This is a genomic window from Intrasporangium sp. DVR, assembly GCF_040365325.1.
GTDB lineage: Bacteria > Actinomycetota > Actinomycetes > Actinomycetales > Dermatophilaceae > Intrasporangium.
On the sequence record NZ_BAABZW010000001.1, the window covers coordinates 52,184 to 76,605 of the forward strand.

General features: G+C 70.7%; 27 protein-coding genes and 1 tRNA gene. 22 read left to right on the plus strand and 6 right to left on the minus strand.

Annotation, left to right across the window (positions count from 1 at the left end; all coding sequences use genetic code 11):
- Positions 1–42 precede the first annotated feature (42 nt).
- The gene (locus tag ABWV20_RS00245; RefSeq protein WP_353352745.1) at positions 43–540 is read right to left on the minus strand and encodes a DUF5709 domain-containing protein; all 498 of its coding nucleotides are present in this window, start codon (positions 538–540) and stop codon (positions 43–45) included.
- 26 nt (positions 541–566) lie between these two features.
- On the minus strand, positions 567–1,886 hold the full coding sequence (locus ABWV20_RS00250) for an aspartate aminotransferase type Ic (RefSeq protein ID WP_353352746.1): 1,320 nt from the start codon (positions 1,884–1,886) through the stop codon (positions 567–569).
- Between the two features lie 192 nt (positions 1,887–2,078).
- Here ABWV20_RS00250 and ABWV20_RS00255 point away from each other — a divergent pair.
- The 5 genes from ABWV20_RS00255 (at position 2,079) to rplA (ending at position 4,896) form a co-directional block, all read left to right on the plus strand.
- Positions 2,079–2,151 (plus strand) — tRNA-Trp (locus tag ABWV20_RS00255).
- A 102-nt stretch (positions 2,152–2,253) separates the two neighbouring features.
- Positions 2,254–2,523 (plus strand): preprotein translocase subunit SecE, encoded by a 270-nt coding sequence (gene secE, locus ABWV20_RS00260; protein ID WP_353352747.1) that lies wholly within the window; start codon positions 2,254–2,256, stop codon positions 2,521–2,523.
- A 48-nt stretch (positions 2,524–2,571) separates the two neighbouring features.
- Positions 2,572–3,432: a transcription termination/antitermination protein NusG gene (gene nusG, locus ABWV20_RS00265; RefSeq protein WP_353352748.1), complete on the plus strand. Its 861-nt coding sequence runs from the start codon at positions 2,572–2,574 to the stop codon at positions 3,430–3,432.
- Between the two features lie 181 nt (positions 3,433–3,613).
- The gene (gene rplK, locus ABWV20_RS00270) at positions 3,614–4,045 is read left to right on the plus strand and encodes a 50S ribosomal protein L11 (RefSeq protein WP_353352749.1); all 432 of its coding nucleotides are present in this window, start codon (positions 3,614–3,616) and stop codon (positions 4,043–4,045) included.
- 131 nt (positions 4,046–4,176) lie between these two features.
- Positions 4,177–4,896, plus strand: a complete 720-nt coding sequence (gene rplA, locus ABWV20_RS00275) for a 50S ribosomal protein L1 (protein WP_353352750.1) — start codon at positions 4,177–4,179, stop codon at positions 4,894–4,896.
- Between the two features lie 87 nt (positions 4,897–4,983).
- Here rplA and ABWV20_RS00280 read toward each other — a convergent pair whose 3' ends face one another.
- From ABWV20_RS00280 to ABWV20_RS00290, 3 genes are all read right to left on the minus strand, one after another.
- Positions 4,984–5,784, minus strand: a complete 801-nt coding sequence (locus ABWV20_RS00280) for a DUF3152 domain-containing protein (protein ID WP_353352751.1) — start codon at positions 5,782–5,784, stop codon at positions 4,984–4,986.
- 70 nt (positions 5,785–5,854) lie between these two features.
- Positions 5,855–6,544: a response regulator gene (locus tag ABWV20_RS00285; RefSeq protein ID WP_353352752.1), complete on the minus strand. Its 690-nt coding sequence runs from the start codon at positions 6,542–6,544 to the stop codon at positions 5,855–5,857.
- Positions 6,525–7,775 (minus strand): sensor histidine kinase, encoded by a 1,251-nt coding sequence (locus ABWV20_RS00290; protein WP_353352753.1) that lies wholly within the window; start codon positions 7,773–7,775, stop codon positions 6,525–6,527. Before ABWV20_RS00290 ends, ABWV20_RS00285 begins: the two co-directional genes overlap by 20 nt.
- Before the next feature lie 276 nt (positions 7,776–8,051).
- On the opposite strand from ABWV20_RS00290, the gene ABWV20_RS00295 reads away from it, so the two are divergent.
- From ABWV20_RS00295 to ABWV20_RS00325, 7 genes are all read left to right on the plus strand, one after another.
- Positions 8,052–8,507: a hypothetical protein gene (locus ABWV20_RS00295; RefSeq protein WP_353352755.1), complete on the plus strand. Its 456-nt coding sequence runs from the start codon at positions 8,052–8,054 to the stop codon at positions 8,505–8,507.
- A 148-nt stretch (positions 8,508–8,655) separates the two neighbouring features.
- Positions 8,656–8,877: a hypothetical protein gene (locus ABWV20_RS00300; RefSeq protein WP_353352756.1), complete on the plus strand. Its 222-nt coding sequence runs from the start codon at positions 8,656–8,658 to the stop codon at positions 8,875–8,877.
- Complete coding sequence (locus tag ABWV20_RS00305; RefSeq protein ID WP_353352757.1) at positions 8,874–9,791, plus strand: ATP-binding cassette domain-containing protein; 918 nt, start codon at positions 8,874–8,876, stop codon at positions 9,789–9,791. Before ABWV20_RS00300 ends, ABWV20_RS00305 begins: the two co-directional genes overlap by 4 nt.
- On the plus strand, positions 9,778–10,539 hold the full coding sequence (locus tag ABWV20_RS00310; RefSeq protein ID WP_353352759.1) for a hypothetical protein: 762 nt from the start codon (positions 9,778–9,780) through the stop codon (positions 10,537–10,539). Before ABWV20_RS00305 ends, ABWV20_RS00310 begins: the two co-directional genes overlap by 14 nt.
- A gap of 271 nt (positions 10,540–10,810) precedes the next feature.
- A complete protein-coding gene (gene rplJ, locus ABWV20_RS00315; RefSeq protein ID WP_353352760.1) occupies positions 10,811–11,398 on the plus strand; it encodes a 50S ribosomal protein L10 in 588 nt (195 codons plus the stop codon).
- Positions 11,399–11,464: 66 nt separating this feature from the next.
- Positions 11,465–11,857, plus strand: coding sequence for a 50S ribosomal protein L7/L12 (rplL, locus tag ABWV20_RS00320; protein WP_353352761.1), 393 nt, complete (start codon positions 11,465–11,467; stop codon positions 11,855–11,857).
- A 180-nt stretch (positions 11,858–12,037) separates the two neighbouring features.
- A complete protein-coding gene (locus ABWV20_RS00325) occupies positions 12,038–12,970 on the plus strand; it encodes a hypothetical protein (protein ID WP_353352762.1) in 933 nt (310 codons plus the stop codon).
- Between the two features lie 88 nt (positions 12,971–13,058).
- On the opposite strand, the gene ABWV20_RS00330 is transcribed toward ABWV20_RS00325, so the two are convergent.
- Positions 13,059–13,673 (minus strand): LysE/ArgO family amino acid transporter, encoded by a 615-nt coding sequence (locus ABWV20_RS00330; protein WP_353352763.1) that lies wholly within the window; start codon positions 13,671–13,673, stop codon positions 13,059–13,061.
- 70 nt (positions 13,674–13,743) lie between these two features.
- On the opposite strand from ABWV20_RS00330, the gene ABWV20_RS00335 reads away from it, so the two are divergent.
- From ABWV20_RS00335 to ABWV20_RS00380, 10 genes are all read left to right on the plus strand, one after another.
- Positions 13,744–14,619, plus strand: coding sequence for a LysR family transcriptional regulator ArgP (locus tag ABWV20_RS00335; RefSeq protein WP_353352764.1), 876 nt, complete (start codon positions 13,744–13,746; stop codon positions 14,617–14,619).
- Positions 14,620–14,792: 173 nt separating this feature from the next.
- The gene (locus ABWV20_RS00340; RefSeq protein WP_353352765.1) at positions 14,793–15,809 is read left to right on the plus strand and encodes an ABC transporter ATP-binding protein; all 1,017 of its coding nucleotides are present in this window, start codon (positions 14,793–14,795) and stop codon (positions 15,807–15,809) included.
- Position 15,810: 1 nt separating this feature from the next.
- Complete coding sequence (locus ABWV20_RS00345; protein WP_353352766.1) at positions 15,811–16,581, plus strand: MlaE family ABC transporter permease; 771 nt, start codon at positions 15,811–15,813, stop codon at positions 16,579–16,581.
- A 9-nt stretch (positions 16,582–16,590) separates the two neighbouring features.
- Positions 16,591–17,466 (plus strand): MlaE family ABC transporter permease, encoded by an 876-nt coding sequence (locus tag ABWV20_RS00350; protein WP_502901731.1) that lies wholly within the window; start codon positions 16,591–16,593, stop codon positions 17,464–17,466.
- On the plus strand, positions 17,463–18,812 hold the full coding sequence (locus tag ABWV20_RS00355; protein WP_353352767.1) for an MCE family protein: 1,350 nt from the start codon (positions 17,463–17,465) through the stop codon (positions 18,810–18,812). Before ABWV20_RS00350 ends, ABWV20_RS00355 begins: the two co-directional genes overlap by 4 nt.
- Positions 18,809–19,825: an MCE family protein gene (locus ABWV20_RS00360; RefSeq protein WP_353352768.1), complete on the plus strand. Its 1,017-nt coding sequence runs from the start codon at positions 18,809–18,811 to the stop codon at positions 19,823–19,825. The genes ABWV20_RS00355 and ABWV20_RS00360 overlap by 4 nt, the downstream gene beginning before the upstream one ends.
- Positions 19,822–20,850 (plus strand): MCE family protein, encoded by a 1,029-nt coding sequence (locus tag ABWV20_RS00365; protein ID WP_353352769.1) that lies wholly within the window; start codon positions 19,822–19,824, stop codon positions 20,848–20,850. Before ABWV20_RS00360 ends, ABWV20_RS00365 begins: the two co-directional genes overlap by 4 nt.
- Positions 20,850–22,073, plus strand: coding sequence for an MCE family protein (locus tag ABWV20_RS00370; RefSeq protein ID WP_353352770.1), 1,224 nt, complete (start codon positions 20,850–20,852; stop codon positions 22,071–22,073). Before ABWV20_RS00365 ends, ABWV20_RS00370 begins: the two co-directional genes overlap by 1 nt.
- Positions 22,070–23,125 carry an MCE family protein gene (locus ABWV20_RS00375; RefSeq protein WP_353352771.1) on the plus strand — a complete coding sequence of 352 codons (1,056 nt, stop codon included), beginning with the start codon at positions 22,070–22,072 and terminating at the stop codon, positions 23,123–23,125. Before ABWV20_RS00370 ends, ABWV20_RS00375 begins: the two co-directional genes overlap by 4 nt.
- Positions 23,122–24,402, plus strand: coding sequence for an MCE family protein (locus tag ABWV20_RS00380; protein ID WP_353352772.1), 1,281 nt, complete (start codon positions 23,122–23,124; stop codon positions 24,400–24,402). The genes ABWV20_RS00375 and ABWV20_RS00380 overlap by 4 nt, the downstream gene beginning before the upstream one ends.
- Positions 24,403–24,422: the final 20 nt, after the last annotated feature.

Genomic DNA, 24,422 nt, shown 5'->3' on the forward strand with positions numbered 1-24,422 from the left:
GAGTGCCGTCACTGGGCTCGACGTGGCCCGGACCGAGCCGGATCACTCCTCGATGATGTGGACGGCAGCCTCCTCGGCGGACGCCGCCGCGCCGTCGACGCCGACGTCGCGGGCCCAGGACTCCTTCTCCGTGTCCTCATGCGCGCCTTCGTCGTCGGCCACCAGGCGCCCCGCCCGCCGGGAGCCGACCTCGTTGTCGCCCAACCAGTCGTCCTCGGCGGCGATCGCGTCGGGGTCGTCGCCGCCGAGCCGGTCGTCGTCGAGGCCGCTCTCGTTGTCCGGGGCGCCGTACGCCGACGTCGGGTCCGGCTCCTCCTGGAGGATCCGTTGGTCGATCGTCTCGTCGAGCGACTGCTCGTACGGCGTCGTTCCGAAGGACTGCGAGCCCCGAGGGCTGTCCGCGGGGGAGTAGCCGCGGTCGAGGGCATCCTCGACGTCGTCGCCGACGAGGGTGTCCTCGGGCTGGAGCTGGTCCTCGTCATCCACGCTGTAGGTGGTCAGGTCGTCGGTGATGTTCTCGTTGGGCTCGGTGCCGCTCATGCTTGGTTCCTTCCTGGTTCAGCAGGTCACAACGCGCTCTGTGCTGTATCTACCCGCAGACCGCGGTCAGCCGCGATTCTCTCCGCCGCGGCGAGCGCCACGCACGTCGCGACCCCGGCCATGGCGGTGCGCACCTCGTCGAGGCCCGGGAAGCTGGGGGCGAGGCGGATGTTGCGGTCGCGGGGGTCGGTGCCGTGGGGGAAGGAGGCCCCGGCCGGGGTGAGGGCGATGCCTGCGGCCTTGGCCAGGGCCACGACCCGAGAGGCGGTGCCGTCGAGGACGTCGAGGTTGACGAAGTAGCCGCCGGTCGGTCGGCTCCACTCTGCAATGCCCCGGCCGGCGAGCTGCGCGGTCAGGGCGGCGTCGACGGCGTCGAACTTCGGGGCCAGGATCTCGCGGTGCCGGGCCATGTGGTCGCGAACGCCCTGGGCGGACCCGAAGAACTCGGCATGTCGCAGCTGGTTGACCTTGTCGGGCCCGATCGACGCCATCGACAGGTGCTTGAGGTACCAGGCGATGGTGGCCTCGCTGGCGGCGAGCACGGCGACCCCGGCGCCCGCGTAGGTGATCTTGGAGGTCGACGCGAACACGATGGGCCGGTTCGGGTGCCCGGAGGCGGCGGCGAGGGAGAGGATGTCGGCGCTCTTGGCCTCTTCTTCGGTCAGGTGGTGGAACGCGTAGGCGTTGTCCCAGAAGATGGTGAAGTCGGGGGCGGCGGTGGGCATCGCGGCGAGCCGCGCCGCGACCTCCTGGGAGACGACGGCACCGGTCGGGTTCGAGTAGGTGGGGACGATCCAGATGCCCTTGACGGAGGGGTCCTCCTTGACGAGCGCCTCGACTGCGGCCATGTCCGGGCCGTCCGCCCTCATGTCGACGGTGAGCATCTCGATGCCAAAGGACGCGACGAGGGAGAAGTGGCGGTCATAGCCGGGGACGGGGCAGATGAAGCGCACCTTCTCCTCGTCCGCCCAGCGGCGCGGGGAGTCGACGCCCCCGTGCAGGAGGAAGTCGACGATCGTCGTCTGCATCATGCTCAGGCTCGAGTTGCCGCCCAGGATGACCTGCGACGGGCTCGTGGCGAGCAGCTCGGCGAAGATCTCGCGCAGCTCAGCGAGGCCCTCCAGACCGCCGTAGTTGCGCACATCCACCCCGGCCCGGTCCTTCGTCGACGTCGGGAGGTGGAGCAGCGCGTCGGACAGGTCGAGCTGCTCGGCGGAGGGCTTGCCGCGGGTGAGGTCGAGCTTGAGGCCGGCCCGCTGGAGCTGGGCATAGGCTTCCTGTTGGTCGAGCAGGAAGCGGGTCAGCTCGTCGTCGGTGAGGGCGGCCAGGGGCGCATGCGTCGTCACAGATCGATCCTCCCACCTGCGACCGTGGCCCCGGCAGGTCGTCCGCATACCGTGCACCAGCGGGGCCGCTGGGAGGACGCGGCCCGGTTCGCCATGACCGGCTCCGTCCCGTATGATCGACCTTCGGACGGCGCGCTGGCCCATTGCTGCTGGCTGCCGTTCCGCCGGGAATCCCCCAACGAGACTCGGTGAAGGGCAATAGCTCAATTGGTAGAGCACTGGTCTCCAAAACCAGCGGTTGGGGGTTCGAGTCCCTCTTGCCCTGCGTTCCAGAATGGTCGTCGTGCGTGGCGGCACGCGGCTCATGCCTCGCCACCTGACGTCGAGGTGCTGTCGCGGGCTGCACCCAAGACAGAAAGTAGGAATCGTGACGGAGACGAGCGCCAAGCGTGGGTCCGGTCGGGCCGACAAGGCGGCGGGTGGCAACCCGGTCTCGCGGCTCGTCGGCGCGATCAGCCTCTTCGTGCGCCAGATCCTCGACGAGCTGCGTAAGGTCGTGCGGCCGACAGGGCCCGAGCTCGTTCGGTACACCTCCGTCGTGATCGTCTTCGTCCTGGTGATCATGGCGCTTGTCTCCGGGCTCGACCTCGGGTGGAGCAAGCTCGTCTCGTGGGCTCTCGCGGGCGAGACGCTCTAGCCGCACGGCGCCCGAGCCGCACCAACCAGCAAGGAAGTAGGTCACAGCGTGTCCGACCAGTTCGCCCAGCAGGGCGTTGACACCGAGTACGCCGAGAGCGACGCCCCGGCCACCGAGGCCGAGGAGAGCGCCGCCCTCGATGCGCAGCTCGACGCTGTCGTGGACGCGGAGGCGGGCAGCGACGAGGCCGCTCTGGAGGCCGACGTGGCCGAGACCGACGTGGCCGAGACCGACGCAGCTGAGACCGACGCAGCCGAGACCGACGCAGCCGAGACCGACGGTGCTCCGACCGAGGACGAGCGGGACCCCATCGCGGCCTTCAAGTCCGACCTGCGCTCCCGCGTGGGCGACTGGTACGTCGTGCACTCCTACGCCGGCTACGAGAACCGGGTCAAGGCCAACCTCGAGACCCGGATCCAGACCCTCAACATGGAGGACTACATCTTCGAGATCGAGGTCCCCATGGAGGAGGTGACCGAGATCAAGAACGGCCAGAAGAAGCTCGTCCGCCGCGTGCGCATGCCCGGTTACGTCCTCGTGCGCATGGACCTCACCGACGAGAGCTGGGGCGCCGTGCGTCACACGCCCGGGGTGACCGGCTTCGTCGGAAACGCCCACCAGCCGGTGCCGTTGTCGATCGATGAGGTCTTCACCATGCTGGCGCCCAACCTCGAGGTCCCCGCCGAAGCCGGTGCCGGTGGCACCGTCAAAAGCGCTGGGCCGAAGCCGGCCGCTGTCGTCGACTTCGAGGTCGGCGAGTCGGTCACCGTGATGGAAGGCCCCTTCGAGACGCTCCCGGCAACGATCTCCGAGATCAACACCGACACCCAGAAGCTCAAGGTGCTCGTCTCGATCTTCGGCCGGGAGACGCCGGTCGAGCTCTCGTTCAGCCAGGTCGCCAAGATCTAGCGGCTCGGGGACCATCGCGGCCCCGGACGTCGCGTTTTGGCACCGGGGGCTCCGGAAGGGCACAATCTAGAGGTTTGCGGGTTTGTCCCGCGAGACAGCAACACCAGGGCTTCGGCTCCTCGTGTTCATGCAACCGGGTCATCGCCCATGGCGTCGGCCCACGACAAAGAAGGTAGGCATCATGCCCCCCAAGAAGAAGGTCTCCGGCTTCATCAAGCTGCAGATCCAGGCAGGCGCGGCCACCCCGGCTCCGCCCGTCGGTCCGGCCCTCGGTCAGCACGGCGTCAACATCATGGAGTTCGTCAAGGCGTACAACGCCGCGACGGAGGCCCAGCGTGGCAACGTCATCCCGGTCGAGATCACGGTCTACGAGGACCGCTCCTTCACGTTCATCACCAAGACGCCGCCGGCCGCGGAGCTGATCAAGAAGGCCGCCGGGGTCCAGAAGGGCTCGGGCGAGCCGCACAAGACGAAGGTCGCCAAGCTCTCTCGCGACCAGGTCCTCGAGATCGCCCGCCAGAAGATGGAAGATCTCAACGCCAACGACGAGGAGATGGCCGCGCGCATCATCGCGGGCACCGCTCGCTCGATGGGTATCGACACCGAGCTCTGACAGCTCCTCCCCGTGCGTGCCGCACTGTGCGACGGGGACCGAGCCCAGCGGCATACGACATGCTGTTGGGCAGTGGGAGGGCCGGCGCTGGCCCAGCACCACGACTCCACCCTGAATCACCAAGGAGAACCATGAAGCGCAGCAAGAACTACCGCGCCGCCGCCGAGCTGATCACGCCCGGCAAGGTCTACCCGCCGCTCGAGGCGGTCCGCGTGGCGAAGCAGACGGCCAAGGCCAAGTACGACGAGACCGTCGAGGTCGCGATGCGCCTCGGTGTCGACCCGCGCAAGGCCGACCAGGCGGTGCGCGGCACCGTCAACCTGCCGCACGGCACGGGCAAGACCGCCCGCGTCCTCGTCTTTGCCAACGGTGAGAAGGCCGAGGCCGCTCGTGAGGCGGGCGCCGACTACGTCGGTTCCGACGACATGCTCGACAAGATCTCCGGCGGCTGGCTCGACTTCGACGCCGTCGTCGCGACGCCCGACATGATGGGCAAGGTCGGCCGACTCGGCAAGGTCCTCGGCCCGCGCGGTCTCATGCCGAACCCCAAGACCGGCACGGTGACGATGGACGTGGCCAAGGCCGTCACGGACATCAAGGGCGGCAAGATCGAGTTCCGCGTCGACAAGCACGCGAACCTCCACTTCATCATCGGCAAGGCGTCGTTCGACGAGAAGTCGCTCGTCGAGAACTACGCCGCCGCCCTTGAGGAGATCCTCCGTCTCAAGCCGGCCAGCTCGAAGGGCCGGTACATCGAGAAGGCGACGCTCAGCACCACGATGGGCCCCGGCATCCCGCTCGACTTCAGCAAGACGCGCAACCTTCTCGTCGAGGAGGACGCCTCCGCCTGAGGTCGTCGCCCGACACGAGCCCGCCGTTCCTTCCGGGGACGGCGGGCTCGCTGCTTCGTCCCGCAGGTCGACTGCCCGGTCGGGTGGTCAGGCCTTCGGGGCCGGCCACGGCCACGCGGTGCAGCCCTTGAGGCCGTAGGTCTGCTGCATCATCACCGGAGCTGCCGTCCCAGTGCCGGCGCAGGACTCGTGCCCGTGGCCGAGTCCGTGGCCCACCTCGTGGTTGACCACGTAGTGCCGGTAGGCGCTCACGTCGTCGCCGTACGACTCGGCCCCGAGCTGCCACCGGCGGAGGTTGATGACGGCGCGACCGCCGCTGTGGCAGCTGACCTGGCCTCGGGTCTGCAGCGGCGCGCAGAGCCGGTCGGTCGTGTCGGGACTGGCCAAGGCGATCCGCAGGTCGACCTTCGCGCCGGCCGTGACCTCGTCCGGGGAGACGGCGATGAATCGGACCTGGTCGACGTGCTGCCAGCCCCGGGGGTCGGACAAGGTCTGCGCCACGGCTGTCGCGAACGCAGCGGTGTCGACCTCGAGGCCGCCTTCCGCTTCGATGCTGACCCGCACGGGGCGGCCCTGCGCAGCCGTCGCCAGCGAGTCCCCCGGGATCGCGACGGGCGCGAGGACCCCGGTGCCACGCTCGACCACCCGCGGAGGAGCGGGCTGCTTCGTCGTCGATGGCGGGGACGGCTTCTCGGACCGGAAGCCGACATCGGTGGACAGCTTGCCGATCGCCGCGAAGGCGCCGGTCGACCCAGGCTCGCCCGAGGCTCGCGCCACGACCCACACGTTGGCGACGAAGCAGGCGGCCACGGCGCTCGCCGCGGCCGCTCGCTGGAGGCGCAGTCGGCGCAGGGGCGCCGCAGGCCGCGCTCTCGCCTGCTCTCGCATGGTGCTCACGCTAGGACACGCCGGGCGGGAAGACGAGCACCCGCGCCGGGTCTCGAACGCAATGAGACCGTCACCGCAGCCCGTGCACCTCGAGGGCCAGCTGGACCCGGTTGTCGACCCCCAGCTTGTCCATGACGCGTGACACATGTGCCTTGACGGTGGGGAGGCTCAGATGGAGCTCCGCGGCGATCTCGGCGTTGGAGCGGCCCCGGCCGACGGCGAGGGCCACCTCGCGTTCGCGGGCGGTGAGGGGCTCGAGCGCGCGATCCGTCGCGGCCTGCTGGTCACGCCGGTCGGCCCGAGTCGCTGCGGCGACCAGGAGCGAGGTCACCCCGGGAGAGAGGGCGTGCTCCCCCCTGGCCACTTCCCGCAGAGACGGAATCAGGCGCACCGGGGCGTCGCCCTTGAGCAGGAAACCTGTTGCTCCTGCACCCAGAGCGCGCAGGACGTGCGCGTCGCTGTCGAGGGTGGTCAGAACGAGCACCCGAGTGGACGGGCAACGCGCCAGGACCTCAGGGGTGGCGGCGACGCCATCTGTGCCGGGCATCCGGATGTCCATGAGCACGACGTCGGGGGACAGTCGCTCGGCGAGCTCGGCGGCCTCCGAGCCGTCCCGTGCTTCCCCGACGACGTCGACGTCCGGGGCCGCGCCGAGGATCAGCCGCAGCCCGGAACGGACCAGGGGGTCGTCGTCCACGATGACGACGCGTAGGCTCCGCGGCACACCCGGCTCGATCGACCTATCCCGTTCCGCGGTCATGTTCCCTTCCATCGCGCTCAGTCATGGGGAGCATCGCGCGCACGACGAAGCGCCCGGCTTCGGGTCCCGCCGACAACCGGCCTCCCACCAGCTCCGCGCGCTCCGCCATGCCGATGAGCCCGTAGCCCGGGCCGCTGGCTTCGGATCGCCCAGGTGCGCGGGAAAGGGGGTTGGTCACCTCGAGGACCAGCTCACCGTCCCCGGCGGCGCGCAGACTGACGTCCACCGGTGCGCGCGTCGCATGCTTGCGGGCATTGGTCAGGGCCTCCTGGATGATCCGGTAGAGCTGGCCGCCGACGGCCGGTGCGACGGGACCGTGGGGCGTGAGGATCGCGTGCCGGTCGCTGACCGTGACCTCACCATGGCGACCGGCCTCGGCGATGAGCATCGGCAGGTCTGACAGCCCGGGAGCGCGAACTCCCAGGGCAGGGTCCGACGCGCGGAGGCTGCCGAGGGTCGATCGGAGCTCTTCGAGGGCCTCGTGGACCGTGTCGTGGACGACGCGGCTCGTCTCGGCCTGAGTCTCGCGCGGGAGGTCGGGGCGAGCCGCCATCGCCCCCGCATGAAGCGCGACGACGGACAGCCGGTGGGCCAGGGAGTCGTGCATCTCGCGGGCGATCCGGTTTCGCTCAGCCAGGTGCGCTCGCGCGACGGCAGCCTCCTGGTCCCTCACGGCTTGCGCCGCCTGCCGGCGATGGGCCTGCAGCTGGGCCTGGCGGGAGGCGACGAACGACCCTACCGCCACGGCGGCACCAGCGGCCATGAGGCTGGCGAGAGCCACTCCCACGACCGAGCCCAGCGTCGTGGAGGCGCCGGAGACCCACGACCGGACGACCAGCTCGTGCGCGGCCATTCCGGCGGCCACCGCAGCGCCGGCCATGGACCGGACCCGCCGAGCCGGCGCCCTGAGGACCCCCAGCCAGATGAGCACGGGCGCGACCGCGAAGGCGGAGACGGTCGTGAGGAGCACGGCCAGGGCGACATCGGAGTGCCGGACCTGCCGTCTGCTGTGCCACAGGGCCAGGAGGGCGACGTGCCCAGCGACCGCGTCCAGCCCCAGCAGGCCGTGGGCCGTCGGGGTCAGGCCGCCCTGGGCGTGTGCAGCCTCCGCGATCTCGGAGCCCAGCAGGCCCCACCCGACGACAAGTGCGGTGAGGGCGAGGGCCAAGGACTTCAGCCGGCCCGCGACACGGTCCCGCGCGTGGAGCCCACCCCTCATGCCCCCGACCATGGGCCCGAGTGTAGGCAACCGCCCCCGGTCCAACCACCCGACGCGTCCCGATCGGGTCCCCACCCCGGTCGCAATCCGGTCGCACTCCGGTCGCGACCTTGGTAGGGGGTGCACCCGAGACCCCGCACACCCAAGACGATGCCATCGGCCGATGTGCTCACCCCGGCCGCTCGGCGATCGTTGTCGGCGTCGCCACGGGGGCATCCCGGGGGCCAGGGCGAGACCCGCCCTGAACTTGTGGCCGACCACCGTCGGCCTGAACAAGGAGATCTGATCTTGCGAATCCATACCTCTGCCCGACGAGCCGTGACCTCGGCGGTGCTGGGCGCGGTGCTCGTCACCGGGACGGGCGTCGCCAGCCACGCGGCTTCCGGCGCGGCTCCGGCCACCGCACGGGTGGCGGCCAGCTCCGTCGTCACGGTCGTCCCGGTCTCGGGGGCCGGGACGACCGCTGCCGCGATGCCGGTCGCCGTCAGCGGCGGGGCCATGACCATCACCGCAGCCGGAGAGGCGGGAGCCCTCGGCTTGCCGTCGATCATCATCAGCTTCGTCGAGAAGGCGCTGAGCTTCCTGGGCAAGAGCTGGACCTGGCTCAAGGGCATCGTCTCCCAGGGCTACCAGGCCTTCCTCACGTACTTCTGGAACAAGATCCCCAGCTGGATCAAGACCGTCGTCAGCTGGGCCTACACGGCCTACGAGATCTACCAGGCGCTCCGCGACTTCTTCTTCTGATGAGCCGGCCCGGTGCCCTGGCCGCGCGGGATGTCCCGCGCTGTCAGGGCGCCGGAGCCCGCCTGGAGGCCGACTCCGCCCTCCAGGCCCCCGATCGAGGCCCGGGGGCCTTCGCCCCTGCCCTCCCGACCACCGACCAAGGAGCGCCGTGCGCCGAGAGACGCTGCGTCAGGGCTGGTACGCCCTCGTCCTCCCCCTGACTCCCCTCGCCGTCCTTCTTCTCGACCGGAACGTCGGGTGGTACGCGGCTCTCCCGAGGGTCGTGCACTGGCTGGCCGGGCTGGGCGTCGTGATGCTCATCCTGCTGCTGTTGCGCGTGACGAACCCCTGGGAGCGGGCCGCCCCCTCGCGGGACGAGACCACGTCATGATTCGGGTCGAGGGGCTGACCAAGTCCTACGGCTCGCGGTCGGTGCTCCGGGGAGTCACGTTCGACGCTCCCGCTCACGAGGTGACGGGCTTCCTCGGCCCCAACGGGTCCGGCAAGTCGACCAGCCTGCGTCTCATCGTGGGGCTGGCCGAGCCGGACGCGGGGAGCGCGACCGTCCTCGGGAGACGTTTCAGGGAGCTCCCGGACCCCCGCCGCGTCGGTGTCCTCCTCGACTCGGGCGCCTTCCATCCCGGCCGCACCGCGCGGGAGACCCTGCGCCTGTCTGCCCGGCTCATGAGCATCAACGCCCAGCGGGCGGAGGAGTGCCTGGATGTCGTCGGGCTCTCCGACGCCGCGGGCAAGCGCGTCGGTCAGTTCTCGCTCGGGATGCGTCAACGACTCGGTCTCGCCCATGCGCTGCTCGGTGACCCCGAGGTGCTCATCCTCGACGAGCCGGCCAACGGGCTCGATCCGCAGGGAGTTCGCTGGCTGAGGACCTTCCTGGTCGGTCTGGCCGACCGCGGTGGCACGGTCCTCCTCTCCTCGCAGGCACTGTCCGAGGTGGAGCGGGTCGCCGACCGCGTCGTCGTTCTCAGGGAGGGGGAGGTGGTCGCGAGTGGTCCGGTGGCCGACGTCACGGGCGGCATGTCGTGCCGGGTGCGCACCGAGGATGACGAGGTCCTGTCCCGGGCGCTGTTCAGTGCCGGTCTGACGTACCGGATGCAACCGCACCAGGGCCTGGTCGTGGCGGCCGCACCGCGTCTCGTCGGCGCCGTCGCCCGCGATGCCGGCCTGGCCGTGCACGAGCTGTACCTCAGCCCGCAGTTGAGCCTGGAGGACGTCGTGCTCGGCTCACCCCCGCCGTCTGCCTCCGGTCCGTCCCTCACGAAGGAGCCCATCGATGTCCGCCGCTGATCTGCCACGCCGGGGGCGGCCTTCCTTCGCTCGCCTCGTCGAGGTCGAGGCTCGCAAGCAGGTTGACACCAGGTCAGGCCGGTGGCTGCTGGGCACCGCTGCAGCACTCGTGCTCGCGGTCTACGGCGCCGGCGCGCTGCTGGGTGGCGCCGGCGGGTTCGCCGACGCCTTCGCCGTCGGCGCCATGCCGTTGGGGGTGCTCCTGCCCGTGATCACGATCCTGGGGGTGACGACGGAGTGGTCGACCGGGAGCAGTGTCATCACCTTCGGGCTGGAGCCTCGACGCGGGCGGGTCCTGGCCGCCAAGGTCCTCGGGGGGCTCGGGATCGCGGCGGCGCTCATCGTGCTCGCGCTGGTGGCCGCCGCGCTCACGACATGGCTCGCCGCGGTGCCAAGGGGTCGCACGCCGGCCTGGGACCTGTCCTGGTGGCAGGTGACGGGTCTCTCCCTCCTGCTCCTGCTCGGCTCGGCGCAGGGTGCTGCACTGGGAGCGCTCATCCAGCACACGGCGGCGTCGGTCGCCGGGTTCCTCCTCGTTCCGACCTTGGGCACCGTCCTGTTCACGGCGGTGCTCGACAACGGACCGCTGGTTGCCTGGCTCAGCATCAACGACGCCATGGCGCCCCTGACGGGTCCTGTTCCCGTCACGACCACCCAGCTGGCCCAGCTCGGCACGGCCGGTGCCCTGTGGATCGTGGTGCCGGGAGTCCTGGGCGCCTTCCGCTGGGCCCGTCGAGAGATCTCCTGAGGCCGCCTGACCGGGGGCGCGTACACCCCACGATTTGGCCGCCCGGCCATCAGACCGTACGCTTACTACCGACCAATGACCGCCGGTTGGAGGACGTGGAGCACCACGCCCCTCCCGAAGGTTCCACACGATGTGGGCAGCCAGCGCAGGACACCAAGCCCAGCGGCATACGACCTGTATGTCCTTGTGAGCCCCGTGCGCCTGCGCCGGGGCTCTTGTCGTGTGGGCCCCTCGCTTCGCCTGCGGCACGACGCAAGGGAAGGAGGCCCAGATGAGCAAGTCCGAGAGGACCGCTGCCATCGCCGAGATCGCGGACAAGTTCCGTGAGTCCGGCGCGGCCGTTCTCACCGAGTACCGCGGCCTGACCGTGAAGCAGCTCTCGCAGCTGCGCAACTCGATTCGAGAGCACGCAACCTACGCCGTGGTCAAGAACACGCTCACCGAGAAGGCTGCAGCGGAAGCCGGCATCACGGCTTTCGAGGGCCAGCTCCAGGGCCCCACGGCCATCGCCTTCGTCACCGGTGACCCGGTCGAGGCGGCCAAGGGCCTGCGTGACTTCGCCAAGGCAAACCCCCTCCTCGTGATCAAGGCTGGCGTCCTCGACGGCAAGCCGTTGACCGCCGAGGAGATCACGAAGCTCGCGGACCTCGAGTCCCGCGAGGTTCTCCTGGCCAAGCTGGCGGGCGCCATGAAGGGCTCGCTCAACAAGGCTGCATACCTCTTTGTCGCTCCGCTGTCGCAGGCCGTTCGCACGGTCGACGCACTGCGCGCGAAGCTCGAGGCAGAGAGCCCCGCCACGGAGGCCGCTCCGGCCGCCGAGGCAACCACCGACGTCGCCGAGGGTGGCGACGAGGGCTGACGCGCTGCGCGCGCCCGCTCATTCACCAAACCGCCACTCACGGCAAGTAACAGGAAGGAAGCCATCATGGCGAAGCTCAGCACCGACGAGCTCCTTGACGCTTTCAAGGAGATGACCCTGATCGAGCTCTCCGAGTTCGTCAAGCTGTTCGAGGAGACCTTCGAGGTCACCGCTGCTGCCCCGGTCGCCGTTGCGGCTGCCGGCGCCCCGGCCGCCGGCGACGGCGGCGCTGCCGCCGAGGAGGAGAAGGACGAGTTCGACGTCGTTCTCGTCGCCGCCGGTGAGAAGAAGATCCAGGTCATCAAGGAGGTCCGCGCGCTCACGAGCCTCGGTCTCAAGGAGGCCAAGGACCTCGTCGACGGCGCCCCGAAGCCCGTCCTCGAGAAGGTCGACAAGGCTTCGGCCGAGAAGGCCAAGGACCAGCTCGAGGGCGCTGGCGCCACGGTCGAGCTCAAGTGAGCTGACGCTCTCACTCGCGAAGGCGGGTCCGACTTCGGTCGGGCCCGCCTTCGTCATGTCGCCCCGGCGGGCGACACGGCGGGCTCCCAGTGGCCGTATGCCGCTGGGCCGGGTCACGTCGTCAGGGCACCACCGCGTTCGGTGCGGCCGCTGACCGCTCGACGCGGGTAGGTTGGCCGCATGGATTCACCTGCAGTCGCCGCACCTGCGCCCCCGCCGGTCGGCAGGTACGGGCCGCTCGTCCACCTCTCCCGTTTCGACGAGGCCGCGGAGGAGCTCAGCTGGCAGTTGCCGCTCAACGGTGAGCTCTATCGCCTGCTGCCGGGTCCGGATCGGCCGGACTACTCGCTCATGGTCCTGCGCCGGCCGCTGCACTTCTACCCTCCCGAAGGGTTCGACCTCGAGCGGGTGGAGGCGGCGCAGCGGGTCCCGGACCGCAAGGGACGGCCGATGGTGCGGGTCCATGCGCTCGTGGTCTGTGCCCGGTTCGTCGGCGAACAGCTGCGCCCGAGGATGTCCGACCTGCCGGTCCACGTCGCCTACGTCATCGACAACTCGCTCGCCCGCGAGGAGCGGCTGGACCTGGCGAAGGTCGAGTACGCCGGCTCCGGGTTCCTGTCCGAGGGGCACGTCGACCGTCGACCGTCGACCGTGCCTGCGCCGGTGCCGATCTCGGACGAGGAGGCCGCGCAGGCCGAGCCGGTCGGCGGCGCCCCGGCCGGTCTGGCTGCGGTGTCGCCGGTGGAGCCCGAGACGAAGCCGGAGCCGGAACAGAAGTCGGAGTCGCCGCGTGGGCCCGAGGGGGAGAAGGAGCCGGCTCCCGGCACTGACGTCGCCCGCGAGGCGGCGATGATCCTGCGGCGCGGGATCGAGGAGCGGCTCGGTCGGCCGGTCGACCGGCTGACGGCGAGCTTCAGCCTGGGCGATGGGCACCGGGTCACCGGGCTTCGTGGCAATGCCGACGGGCAGGCGCCGGAGCCGACGGTGGAGACGTTCGCCCGGCTCAACGACGTCTTCGCCCGCCTCGGGCAGGACCCGGCCACCGCAGATGTCCGCGGCGTGCGGATCCACGTCGGCCAGGGCTCTGAGGACATCGAGCTCGCGCGCAGCTGACCCACCCCCGACGCAACACACCCGCATATCGACTGCTCCCGCCGGCTGCACCCGGGGCAACCGCGCAGTATGCGGGTGTGTTGCGGGGTCAGCCGGTGGGGCGGGCCAGGGCCACGGCCAGGACGAGCAGCTGCACGGCGATCACCGCGTCGACGACGCGCCACGCGAGCGGCCTGGTCAGGAGCCGCCCGGCCCGAGCGGCGCCGAACCCGATGAGCGGGAACCAGACCGCACTGGCGACCACGGCTCCAGCGCCGAAGGCCCACCGTCCCGGGTCGCCGTGGGTCGCCGCCAGCGAGCCGATGAGCACCATGGTGTCGAGGTAGACGTGCGGGTTGAGCCAGGTCAGCCCGACGGCCGTGAGGATCGCGCGCCGCGGGGACGGCTCGGGCGAGCCGTCGGCGGAGAGCGCGGCGGGCCTCGCCGCGCGGCGCAGCGCCAGGCCGGCATAGCCGACGAGGAAGACGACGCCGAGCCACCGGACCACCTCGAGCAGCCACGGCGCCCGAGCCGTCACGGCGCCGATCCCGGCCACGCCGGCGACGATGAGCACGGCGTCGGAGACGAGACAGACGAGCACGACGGGCAGCACCCAGCGGCGCGCGAGACCGGTCCGCAGCACGAAGGAGTTCTGCGCTCCGATCGCGACGATGAGGCTGGCGCCCGTGCCGAAACCGGCGAGGGCGGGAGAGAGGGCTGGCACGCCCTGACGGTAGAGGTCGACCCACACTGAAGACCAGCGAATGTTTCTGCATCATCATTAGCATTGCTTCATGGACCTCGAGCAGATCAGGGCGTTCGTCGCCGTCGTCGACCACGGCACGTTCGACGCCGCTGCCCGGGCCCTCCATGTCACCCCGTCGGCGATCAGCCAGCGGATCAAGGCGCTGGAGGGCACCGCCGGAGCGGTGCTCCTGCAGCGCACCCGGCCAGCACGCCCGACCGGCCGGGGGAGCGCGGTGCTCCGGCAGGCGCGACAGTTGCTGCACGTCGCCGACGAGGCGCAGCACCACCTGCTGGCCCCGGACATCTCAGCGGCCGGACGGATCCGGATCCCGATCGTCGTCAACGCGGACTCGATCGCCACCTGGTTCCCCCGGGCCCTCACGCAGATCGGGACGGCCGGGCAGGTGGAGCTCGAGGTGCGCCGGGACGACGAGCACGTCACCACCGACCTCCTGCGCTCGGGGGAGGTGATGGCCGCCGTGACGACCGAGCCGACACCGGTCCAGGGCTGCTCGTCCCGCCGGCTCGGAAGCCTGACCTACCGCGCCAAGGCGTCCCGGTCGTTCGTCCGACGCTGGTTCCCGGCGGGTGCCGACCCGTCGGCGCTCACGGCGGCGCCGGTCGTGCAGTTCGACCGGAAGGACCGGATGCAGACCGGCCTCCTCGAGCGTCTCGGCTTCCCGGGCGAGCCCCCTCAGACGTTCGTCCCGGACTCGACCCAGTTCGTCGCCGCCGTGCGGGCCGGCGTCGGGTGGGGCATGGTGCCGGACCTCCAGGACCCGCACGGCCAGCTCATCTCCCTCGGCCCCACCTGGACGACCCGCGTCACGCTCCACTGGCAGGCGTGGAAGCTGTCCTCGCACGCGCTCGGCACCGTCTCAGCGGCCGTCGTCGCCGCGGCTGCGGAGCACCTCGACGACTGAGCCGGCACGAACTGCGCCCTCGACGGGTGGGGCGGGAGGGCTGGGACCGCGGGTGCCGCTGGGAGTGAGCTCAGCGGCATACGGCGAACTCGTCGGTAACCTCCCGTAACCTCTGCGCCGCGGCGTCGTTCTCCCCGTGACCGAGTCGAGACGTCGGAAACCGGAGGTGCCACATGGGCGTGGAGATCGCAGTCACGGGGCTGACGAAGACCTTCGGATCGCAGACGATCTGGCGGGACGTCACCCTGACCCTGCCCGCCGGGGAGATCTCCGTCATGCTCGGGCCCTCCGGAACCGGCAAGTCGGTGTTCCTCAAGACGCTTGTCGGACTGCTCAAGCCCGACGCCGGGTCGATCGTCGTGGGCGGCCAGGACGTCCCTCGCCTGCGGGAGCACGACCTCTACGAGATCCGCAAGCTGTTCGGGGTCCTCTTCCAGGACGGTGCGCTGTTCGGGTCGATGACGCTCTTCGACAACGTCGCGTTCCCGCTGCGTGAGCACACCCGGAAGCCGGAGTCGGAGATCCGGCGGGTCGTGATGGAGAAGATGGAGCTGGTCGGCCTGTCGGGGGCCGAGCGCAAGCTCCCCGGCGAGATCTCCGGGGGAATGCGCAAGCGCGCGGGCCTGGCCCGGGCCCTCGTCCTCGACCCCGAGATCCTCCTCATCGACGAGCCCGACTCGGGTCTCGACCCGGTGCGCACGTCCTACATCAACCAGCTGTTCGTCGACCTCAACGCGCAGATCGGCGCGACGTTCCTCATCGTCACCCACGACATCAACACGGCCCGCACGGTCCCCGACAACATCGGCCTGCTCTACCACCGTCATCTGGCGATGTTCGGACCTCGCGAGATGTTGCTGTCGTCCGAGGAACCTGTCGTGCGGCAGTTCCTCAACGCGCAGACGATCGGCCCCATCGGCATGTCCGAGGAGAAGGACGCGGACGAGCTCGCGGCGGAGTCGGGCCAGGAGCTGCCGCCGCTGCCGCCGATCCCGCTCCAGCTGAGCACGAGCAACGGCCGTCCGCGCCGCGCCCAGCGCCCCCCGGGGGACTGGTGCCGCGCCAACGGGGTGACCCCGCCGCCCGGGTCGTTCGCGTCCCAGGGTGTGGGGACCGAGCAGCCCGAGCCGGATGCCGCTGAGCTCGCCCCCGTCGGTGCGGTGGCCTCCCAGCGGGGCGGGGTGGGCTGACATGGCCACGGTCGTCACCGGCGCCCTCCGCCAGTCCGGCTCCCTCTTCGCCCTGGCGCTCGACGTGCTGCGTGCGCTGCCGCGGCGCCCGTTCCAGGTCAAGGAGTTCATCCAGCAGTCGTGGTTCCTCGCGAGCGTGACGATCCTGCCGACGGCGCTCGTCTCCATCCCGTTCGGCGCCGTCATCGCCCTGCAGCTGGGCACCCTGACCCGGCAGCTCGGCGCCCAGTCCTACACCGGCGCGGCGTCAGTGCTCGCGGTGCTGCGCGAGGCGTCCCCGATCGTCACGGCCCTGCTCATCGCCGGCGCGGGCGGCTCGGCGATCTGCGCCGACCTGGGGTCCCGCAAGATCCGCGAGGAGATCGACGCCATGGAGGTACTCGGGATCAGCCCGATCCAGCGACTCGTCGTGCCCAGGGTGCTCGCGTCGATGCTCGTCGCGGTCCTGCTCAACGGGCTCGTCTCGGTGGTCGGCGTCGTCGGCGGCTACTTCTTCAACGTCGTCGTCCAGGGCGGCACGCCGGGGGCGTACATCGCGTCGTTCACGGCGCTCGCGCAGCTGCCGGACCTCTGGGCCGGCGAGCTCAAGGCGCTCGTCTTCGGGGCCATCGCCGGCATCGTCGCCGCCCACAAGGGGCTGACGGCCGGGGGAGGGCCGAAGGGGGTCGGGGACGCCGTGAACCAGAGCGTCGTCATCACCTTCATGTTGCTCTTCGTCGTCAACTTCGTCATCACGGCCGTGTACTTCCAGGTCGTCCCGCAGAAGCTCTAGGTGGCCGAGATGAGTCCAGTCCAGACGAACGCCCGGCCAGTGACGCAGCCGAGCCGGCTGAGACAGCTGAGCCGGTTGGCCGGGCGCCCGGCGCGCGGTCTCGAGGCCCTCGGGGAGCAGATGCGCTTCTACGTGCGCTCGCTCGCCTGGAGCGGACGGACGGTCCGACGCTACAAGCGGGAGGTCGTGCGCCTCCTTGCCGAGGTGTCGCTCGGCACCGGGGCCATGTCGGTCATCGGCGGCACCGTCGGCGTCATCGCCTTCATGGCCTTCTTCACGGGGACCGAGGTGGGTCTCCAGGGCTACTCCGCCCTCGAGCAGCTCGGGACCGGGGCGTTCACGGGGTTCTTCTCCGCCTACTTCAACACCCGTGAGATCGCTCCTCTCGTCGCGGGGCTCGCGCTCGCCGCAACGGTGGGGTGCGGCTTCACCGCGCAGCTCGGGGCGATGCGGATCTCGGAGGAGGTCGACGCGCTCGAGGTCATGGGGGTGCCCTCACTGCCCTTCCTCGTGACGACCCGGATGATCGCCGGCTTCGTCGCCGTCATGCCGCTCTACGTCATCGGCCTGCTCAGCTCCTACGCGGCGACACGCTTCATCGCGACGACGTACTTCGGGCAGTCGGAGGGCACCTACGACCACTACTTCCACCTCTTCCTGCCCCCCGGCGACATCCTCTGGTCGTTCGTCAAGGTGATGGTCTTCGCCGTGGTCATCATCCTGATCCACTGCTACTACGGGTACACCGCCACGGGCGGTCCGGCGGGCGTCGGGGTGGCCGTCGGCACGGCGGTGCGCACCTCGATCGTCGCCATCAACGTCGTCGACTTCTTCCTGTCACTGGCCATCTGGGGTGCGACGACGAGCGTGAGGATCGCCGGATGAGCGCGGTCAAGGGGCTCGCTCCGGGCCCCCTCACCCAGCACACCCGCTGGCGGCTCGGCCTCAAGACGTACGGCGTCGTCTTCCTCGCGGTCGTCGCGCTCCTCGTCACGCTCGCGATCGCGTCCTACCAGAAGCGGTTCACGCCGGTCGTGCTGGTCTCCCTCGAGACGAACCGCCTCGGCAGCCAGCTGCAGGAGCAGGCCGACGTCAAGCTGCGCGGCCTCGTCGTGGGGGAGGTGCGCACCATCGAGGTGACCGACGACGGGGCGCGGCTCGCCCTCGCTCTCGACCCGGACCAGGTCGCGCAGATCCCCGCCGACGTCAGCGCCCGGCTGCTGCCCAAGACCCTCTTCGGCGAGCGGTACGTCGACCTCGTCCCGGGCCCACCGGGGGACGGCGCCCCGGGGCGGACCATCTCCGACGGGGACGCCATCCCGCAGGACCGCAGCCGGGTCGCCATCGAGCTGGAGACCGTGCTCGACAGGGTCTACCCGCTGCTGCGGAGCGTCCAGCCGGCGAAGCTGGCGACGACCTTGGGCGCCCTCTCGACGACGCTGGAGGGCCGGGGCGAGGCGATCGGCGAGCACGTCGAGGTCCTCGACGGATACCTCAAGCGGATCAACCCGAAGCTGCCCGTCATCCAGCAGGACATCAGCCTGCTCGCGGACACGCTCGATCTCTACGACGACCTCAGCCCCGACCTCTTCCGCATGGCCGAGTCGCTCCGCGTCACCAACCGGACCATCGTCGAGAAGGACCAGGAGCTCGCCGCCTTCTTCGTCGGCACGGCCGGGTTCGCGCACACCCTCGGTGGGTTCCTGCGGGACAACGAGGAGCGCATCATCCAGGTCGGGCAGGTGACGCGGCCCACGAACGAGCTGCTCGCGAGGTACTCGCCGAACTACCCGTGCTTCACCCAGGCGCTGACCAACTGGATCCCGCGGATCGAGGGCGCCTTCGCGAACGAGCGGCTGCACATCACCCTCGAGGTCGTGCCGCCGCGCGACGCCTACCGGGTCGGCGAGGAGCCGCAGTGGGTGGACAAGAGGGGGCCCAACTGTGCCGGCCTGCCCAGGCCACGGGGCTCCCAGTCCAACCCGTACGTGCCGCCGCCACCACAGGACGGCTCCGACCCCGGTCGCGCACACCGCCTCGCACCAGAGCTGTCCGTCGTGCCGTCCGCCTTCCTCGCGGCCGGCCCGGCCGACAGCGGAACCGCCGGCACCGCCGAGGAGCAGCAGGTCGTGGACGCCCTCCTGGCACCTGACACCGAGAGCCGGCCCAGCGGCATACGCACCCTCCTGGCGGGACCCGTCCTGCGCGGCACGGTGGTGAGCAACCGATGAGGACGACCTCGAGTCTCGTCAAACTCGGCATCTTCGCCGCGGTGACGCTCTTCGCGACGAGCGTCCTCGCGCTGACCATCGCCAACGTCCAGGTCGGGGCGAAGGCGACCTACCGCGCGGTCTTCACCGACGCCACCGGGGTCCTGGCCGGCCAGGACGTCCGCATCGCCGGCGTCAGGGTCGGCGAGGTCACCGAGGTCCGGGTCGGCGACGACCGGTCTACTGCCGTCGTCGAGTTCACGGTGCTCAAGTCGTCGGTCCTCACCCAGGGCACCGAGGCGACGCTCAAGTACCGCAACCTCGTCGGGCAGCGCTACCTCGCGCTCTCGCAAGGATCAGGATCGGCCACCGCCCTGGCCGACGGCGCCACCATCCCACTGCCACGGACCCACCCGGCGCTCGACCTCACCGTCCTCTTCAACGGCTTCAAGCCCCTCTTCGCAGCCCTCTCACCCCAGGACGTCAACGAGCTGTCGGGGCTGATCGTCCAGACGCTGCAGGGGGAAGGCGGCGACATCAACACGCTGCTCGAGCGCACCGCCTCGCTCACGGCGGCGATCGCCGACCGCGACGCCGTCATCGGGCGCACCGTCGACAACCTCACGGCCGTCCTCGGCACGGTCGAGGCCCACGACGACCAGCTGTTGGCCTTCATCGACCAGCTGCAACGGTTCACCGGCGGACTGGCCGAGGACCGGGAGGCCATCGGGCGGACCCTGTCGGGCATCAACGCGCTGTCCGCGGAGACGGCCGACCTGCTCGTCACGACCCGCCCGCTGGTCAAGGAGGACGTGGCGCAGCTGCGCACGCTCGCGGCGACGCTCAACAAGCCGGCGAACGTCCGGGAGTTCGAGGCCTTCATCAAGGACGTCCCCGGACGCCTGGAGACGCTGACCCGCACGGCGACCTACGGCTCGTGGTTCAACTTCTACCTCTGCCAGTTCGACGTGAAGAGTCCGATCCTGCCCGGGGTCAGCCCCAGCTACGCCGTCGCTGCGGAGAGGTGCTCATGAGTCGCAGGTCCGTCCCCTTCCGGGAACGCAACCCCGTCCCCATCGGCGCGGCCGGCATCCTCGTCATCGCGCTGCTGCTCTGGGCCGCCTTCAACGCCTCCAGCCTGCCCCTGATCGGCGGGGGCGCCTCGTACAGCGCGGCCTTCAGCGAGGCCGGCGGCATCAAGCCCGACGACGACGTGCGGATCGCCGGCGTCAAGGTCGGCAAGGTCACTGGCGTCGACCTCGAGGAAGGCGGCCAGGGAGGCGCGACGCACGTCCGGGTCGACTTCGTCATCACCGAGGACGCGGGGTTCGGCCCCGCGACGCGCGCGTCGGTGCGGATGAAGACGATCCTCGGCGAGAAGTACGTCGCCCTGGAACCGGACGGAGCGGGCCAGCTCGAGGAGGGGTCGCAGATCCCGTTGGCCCGGACGGTCAGCTCCTACGACGTCATCAACGCGTTCCAGGACCTGACGACGACGACCGAGCGCATCGACACCGACACCCTCGCCAAGTCCCTCACGGTGCTGGCGACGGAGTTCGAGGACAGCCCCGAGCACGTCAGGAGCACCCTCGACGGACTCTCCCGGCTCTCCAGGACGATCGCCAGCCGGGACGAGCAGCTCGGGCACCTGCTCGACCGCGCGGAGAAGGTCACCGGGCTGGTCAGCACGCGGACCGAGCAGCTCGAGACCCTCATCGGGGACGCCGACCTGCTCATGGTCGAGCTCGCGAAGCGGCGGAAGGACATTCGCACGCTCTTCACCAACACCTCGGCTCTCGCAGAGCAGCTGACCGGGCTGGTCCGCGACAACCGCGAGCAGCTCGGGCCGGCGCTCCGCGAGGTCCAGGCGACCCTCGCGATGCTCGAGAAGCACGACGCCGCCATCCAGCGAACGATCCGGCTGATGGCGCCCTTCACCCGTGTCTACGCCAACACGCTCGGCACCGGCCGCTGGTTCGACACCTGGGTGTCCAACCTCGTCGTCCCCGTCGGCGCCGCCGGTCTGGAACAGCCCGACCCCAACGGAGGAGGCAACTGATGCCCGGCCGCCACCGACGAGCTCGCAGCCGCCGAACCGCCGACCACGGAGACGTCTCCGCGCACCTGCTCGTCAGGCTCGTCGTGGGTCTGCTCGTCGTCGGCCTGGTCGCCGGCGGCGTCGCCTTCTGGCCGAAGAAGGCCCGGACGACGCTCAGTGCCGACTTCACTCGCGCGGTCGGGCTCTATCCCGGCTCGGACGTCCGCATCCTCGGGGTCAAGGTCGGCCAGGTCGACGCCGTCGAACCGCAGGGGCGGCACGTGCACGTCACCTTCTCCGTCGACGGCCGACACCGGATCCCGGCCGACGCCAAGGCGGCGATCGTGGCCCCTTCGCTGGTCTCCGACCGCTACGTCCAGCTGCTGCCCGTGTGGAGCGGGGGACCGCAGCTGGCCGACGGCACCCGGATCCCCCTGTCGCGCACGGCGGTTCCCGTCGAGCTCGACCGGGTGTCGCAGAGCCTCGATGACCTCATGGTCGCACTGGGCCCAGATGGGGCGAACCGTGACGGCGCGCTGAGCGCCCTGCTCGAGACGTCGGCGGCGAACCTCGACGGCAACGGCGACCGGTTCCACCAGACCGTTCGTGACCTGTCGGCGGCCGTCACCACGCTCTCCGACCACCGGGGCGACGTCTTCGGCACGGTCAAGAACCTGCAGACGTTCACCACGATGCTGGCCGACAACAACGCGGCGGTCCGGCGCCTCAACTCCGACCTCGCGACGGTCGCGCTGCAGCTGCGCGAGGAGCGCGACAACCTCCGGGGAGCACTCGAGCACCTCGGCGTCGCCCTCGACGAGGTCTCGACGTTCGTCAAGGACAACCGCAGCCTCATCAAGGCCGACGTGGACGGGCTGGTCTCCGTCACGTCCTCGCTCGTCGAGCAGCGCCAGGCGCTGGCCGAGGCGCTGGAGAACGCCCCGGCGGCGTTGAGCAACCTCTCGAACGCCTACCACCCCGAGACCGGGACGCTCGACACCCGCAACAACGCGAAGGGGCTGGACGACCCGGTGCTGCTGCTCTGCTCGATCCTCACCGGACCCACGAGGAGCGGCAACTCCCGGCTCTGCGACCGCCTCAAGGCCGAGCTCGAGCCCCGCCTCCCGCGGCCCGCCGCCCTGCCGGAGGGCAGCGTCCCGGGCGGACGCCCCGGGCCCGGTGCCGTCGTCGACATCCGCGGGGCCGATCCCACCTTGGGCGGCCTGCTCGGTGGTGCGCGATGAGGGCGCGCCGGCTCACTCCGCGAATCGCGGCCGCCGCTCTGGTCACTGCTGTCGCCGGCCTCTCCGGCTGCAGCGCCTACGACCTGCCCCTGCCCGGCGGAGCCGGCGCCGGATCGGACTCCTACGCCGTCACGGTGGAGTTCGCCGACGTCCTCGACCTCGTGCCGCAGTCCTCCGTGAAGGTCAACCAGGTCACCGTCGGCGCGGTCGAGGCCGTCGACGTCGTGGGATGGACGGCCGTCGTGCGGCTGCGGCTGCCTCGCAGCCTCGCGCTGCCGGACAACGCCGTGGCCGAGCTGCGACAGACCTCGCTCCTCGGTGAGAAGTACGTCTCGCTGGCCCCGCCCGCGAACGAGCCGGAAACGGGTCGCCTCGAGGACGGTGACCGGATCCCGCTCGCGCGGTCCACCAGGCACCCGGAGGTCGAGGAGGTCCTCGGTGCCATGTCCCTGCTCCTCAACGGAGGGGGAGTCGCACAGCTGAAGACGATCGAGGTGGAGCTGAACCACGCCATGCGCGGTCGCAGCGACGAGTTCCGCAGCCTCGTCACGCAGCTCGGCACGTTCATCGGGGGTCTGGACGACCAGAAGGAGGACATCGTGCGGGCCATCGACAGCCTCGACCGGCTGAGCGGGACACTGACGACGCACCAGGACACCATCGCGGCGGCCCTGGACGAGCTGCCCAAGGGCCTCGAGGTCCTCGCCGACCAGCGCGAACAGCTGACGGCCATGCTCAGCGCCCTCGCGGACCTCGGCGAGGTGGGCACCCGCGTCATCCGAGGCTCGCGCGAGGACCTGGAGGCCAACCTCCGGGCGCTGGGCCCCATCCTCACCCAGCTCAACGAGGCCGGCGACAGCCTGCCGAAGTCCTACCAGCTCCTGCTCACGTACCCGTTCCCGGCGGCATCCGGAGCGGCGGTCAAGGGCGACTTCACCAACCTGTGGGTCACCCTCGACGCGGACGTCCAAGGCATCGCCGACACCATGCACGCCACCCCCGACGGGTCGGGCTCCTGGAGGTCACTCTTCGAGAGCAAGGGGGCGCCATGATCACCCGTGCCGTGCGAGTCAGGCTCGCTGCGTTCCTGCTCCTGTCCCTCGGCCTCGTCTCGGTGCTCTCCGCGAGCTACGTGGGGCTCACCGACAAGGTCCTCGGGGGCACCTATGTCGTCTCCGCCGACCTCGCGGACTCGGGAGGGATCTTCGTCGGGGCGGAGGTCACCTACCGTGGTGTGACGGTCGGCTCGGTCGAAAGCCTGCGCCTCGCCGGGGACGGGGTCGTCGTCGACGCGCGGCTGGACCGCGGGACGAAGGTGCCCAAGGACACGCGGGCCGTGGTCGAGAACCGCTCCGCCGTGGGTGAGCAGTACCTCGACCTACAGCCTCGAACCGACGGAGGGCCGCTCCTGGCGTCCGGCGACGTCATCCCCAGGACCAGCACCGAGACGCCGCTCCGGATCGACCGCCTCCTCACCCACGTCAACCGGACCGTCACGTCCGTGCCCCAGGACGCCCTCGTCACGACGGTCGACGAGCTGGCGGCAGCGTTCCGGGGCGGTGGCGCGGACCTGCAACGCCTGATGGACTCCGGCAACCGGCTGACCAGGGCCGCGGCGGGGGCGCTCCCCGAGACGGTGCGTCTCGTCGACGACGGGCGGATCGTCCTGCGCACGCAGGTCGGCAGCGCCCACGACCTGCGCACGACCGTCACGGGGTTCGCTGACGTCGCGGACGCCCTCCGCCTCGCCGACCCCGACCTGCGGGTCGTCCTCGACCGTGGAGCCCTCGCAGCCGGTGAGCTCGACAACCTGATCCAGGAGAACCGCCAGAACCTCGCCGCGCTCATCGCCAACTTCATCACCATCGGGAACGTCACGACGGCCCGCCTCGACGGGATCGAGCAGATCCTCGTCACCTACCCCTACGTCGTCGAGGGCGGGTTCACCGTCGTCCCCGGAGACGGCACGGCCCATTTCGGGCTGGTCCTCAACGCCGACGACCCCCCCGCCTGTGACGTCGGCTACGAAGGCACCCGGAAGGTCGAACCGCACCGGACGGCCGACCTGCCACCACCGAACCTCGACGCCCACTGCGCCGCCCCCCGTGGCTCCGGCATCAACGTCCGCGGAGCGCAGAACGCCCCTCGCCCCACCCGGGGTGGAGGCCAGAGCCACCCGACGGCCCAGGGCTCGGCTCCGGTGACCCTTCCAGGTCCTGGCGTGACCCCGGGGGCGGTGGGCTCGTTGTCCGTGCAGGCGCCCGTCCCTCCGGCGGACGACTCAGGGCCGGACACCTGGCTCTGGCTGATGCAGGAGGCCGTGCGCTGACGCACCGCGACGAAGGGAAC

What these genes read in the sequence shown, in the direction of transcription:
- ABWV20_RS00345 (WP_353352766.1), top strand. Translation starts at nt 15,811, where the DNA reads ATGGCCACGGTCGTCACCGGCGCCCTCCGCCAGTCCGGCTCCCTCTTC.
- ABWV20_RS00325 (WP_353352762.1), top strand. Translation starts at nt 12,038, where the DNA reads ATGGATTCACCTGCAGTCGCCGCACCTGCGCCCCCGCCGGTCGGCAGG.
- ABWV20_RS00375 (WP_353352771.1), top strand. Translation starts at nt 22,070, where the DNA reads ATGAGGGCGCGCCGGCTCACTCCGCGAATCGCGGCCGCCGCTCTGGTC.
- ABWV20_RS00340 (WP_353352765.1), top strand. Translation starts at nt 14,793, where the DNA reads ATGGGCGTGGAGATCGCAGTCACGGGGCTGACGAAGACCTTCGGATCG.
- ABWV20_RS00350 (WP_502901731.1), top strand. Translation starts at nt 16,591, where the DNA reads ATGAGTCCAGTCCAGACGAACGCCCGGCCAGTGACGCAGCCGAGCCGG.
- ABWV20_RS00290 (WP_353352753.1), bottom strand. Translation starts at nt 7,775, where the DNA reads ATGGTCGGGGGCATGAGGGGTGGGCTCCACGCGCGGGACCGTGTCGCG.
- rplK (WP_353352749.1), top strand. Translation starts at nt 3,614, where the DNA reads ATGCCCCCCAAGAAGAAGGTCTCCGGCTTCATCAAGCTGCAGATCCAG.
- ABWV20_RS00310 (WP_353352759.1), top strand. Translation starts at nt 9,778, where the DNA reads ATGTCCGCCGCTGATCTGCCACGCCGGGGGCGGCCTTCCTTCGCTCGC.
- ABWV20_RS00360 (WP_353352768.1), top strand. Translation starts at nt 18,809, where the DNA reads ATGAGGACGACCTCGAGTCTCGTCAAACTCGGCATCTTCGCCGCGGTG.
- ABWV20_RS00280 (WP_353352751.1), bottom strand. Translation starts at nt 5,784, where the DNA reads ATGCGAGAGCAGGCGAGAGCGCGGCCTGCGGCGCCCCTGCGCCGACTG.
- ABWV20_RS00380 (WP_353352772.1), top strand. Translation starts at nt 23,122, where the DNA reads ATGATCACCCGTGCCGTGCGAGTCAGGCTCGCTGCGTTCCTGCTCCTG.
- ABWV20_RS00245 (WP_353352745.1), bottom strand. Translation starts at nt 540, where the DNA reads ATGAGCGGCACCGAGCCCAACGAGAACATCACCGACGACCTGACCACC.
- rplA (WP_353352750.1), top strand. Translation starts at nt 4,177, where the DNA reads ATGAAGCGCAGCAAGAACTACCGCGCCGCCGCCGAGCTGATCACGCCC.
- ABWV20_RS00305 (WP_353352757.1), top strand. Translation starts at nt 8,874, where the DNA reads ATGATTCGGGTCGAGGGGCTGACCAAGTCCTACGGCTCGCGGTCGGTG.
- ABWV20_RS00365 (WP_353352769.1), top strand. Translation starts at nt 19,822, where the DNA reads ATGAGTCGCAGGTCCGTCCCCTTCCGGGAACGCAACCCCGTCCCCATC.
- rplJ (WP_353352760.1), top strand. Translation starts at nt 10,811, where the DNA reads ATGAGCAAGTCCGAGAGGACCGCTGCCATCGCCGAGATCGCGGACAAG.
- ABWV20_RS00355 (WP_353352767.1), top strand. Translation starts at nt 17,463, where the DNA reads ATGAGCGCGGTCAAGGGGCTCGCTCCGGGCCCCCTCACCCAGCACACC.
- ABWV20_RS00285 (WP_353352752.1), bottom strand. Translation starts at nt 6,544, where the DNA reads ATGACCGCGGAACGGGATAGGTCGATCGAGCCGGGTGTGCCGCGGAGC.
- rplL (WP_353352761.1), top strand. Translation starts at nt 11,465, where the DNA reads ATGGCGAAGCTCAGCACCGACGAGCTCCTTGACGCTTTCAAGGAGATG.
- ABWV20_RS00335 (WP_353352764.1), top strand. Translation starts at nt 13,744, where the DNA reads ATGGACCTCGAGCAGATCAGGGCGTTCGTCGCCGTCGTCGACCACGGC.
- ABWV20_RS00370 (WP_353352770.1), top strand. Translation starts at nt 20,850, where the DNA reads ATGCCCGGCCGCCACCGACGAGCTCGCAGCCGCCGAACCGCCGACCAC.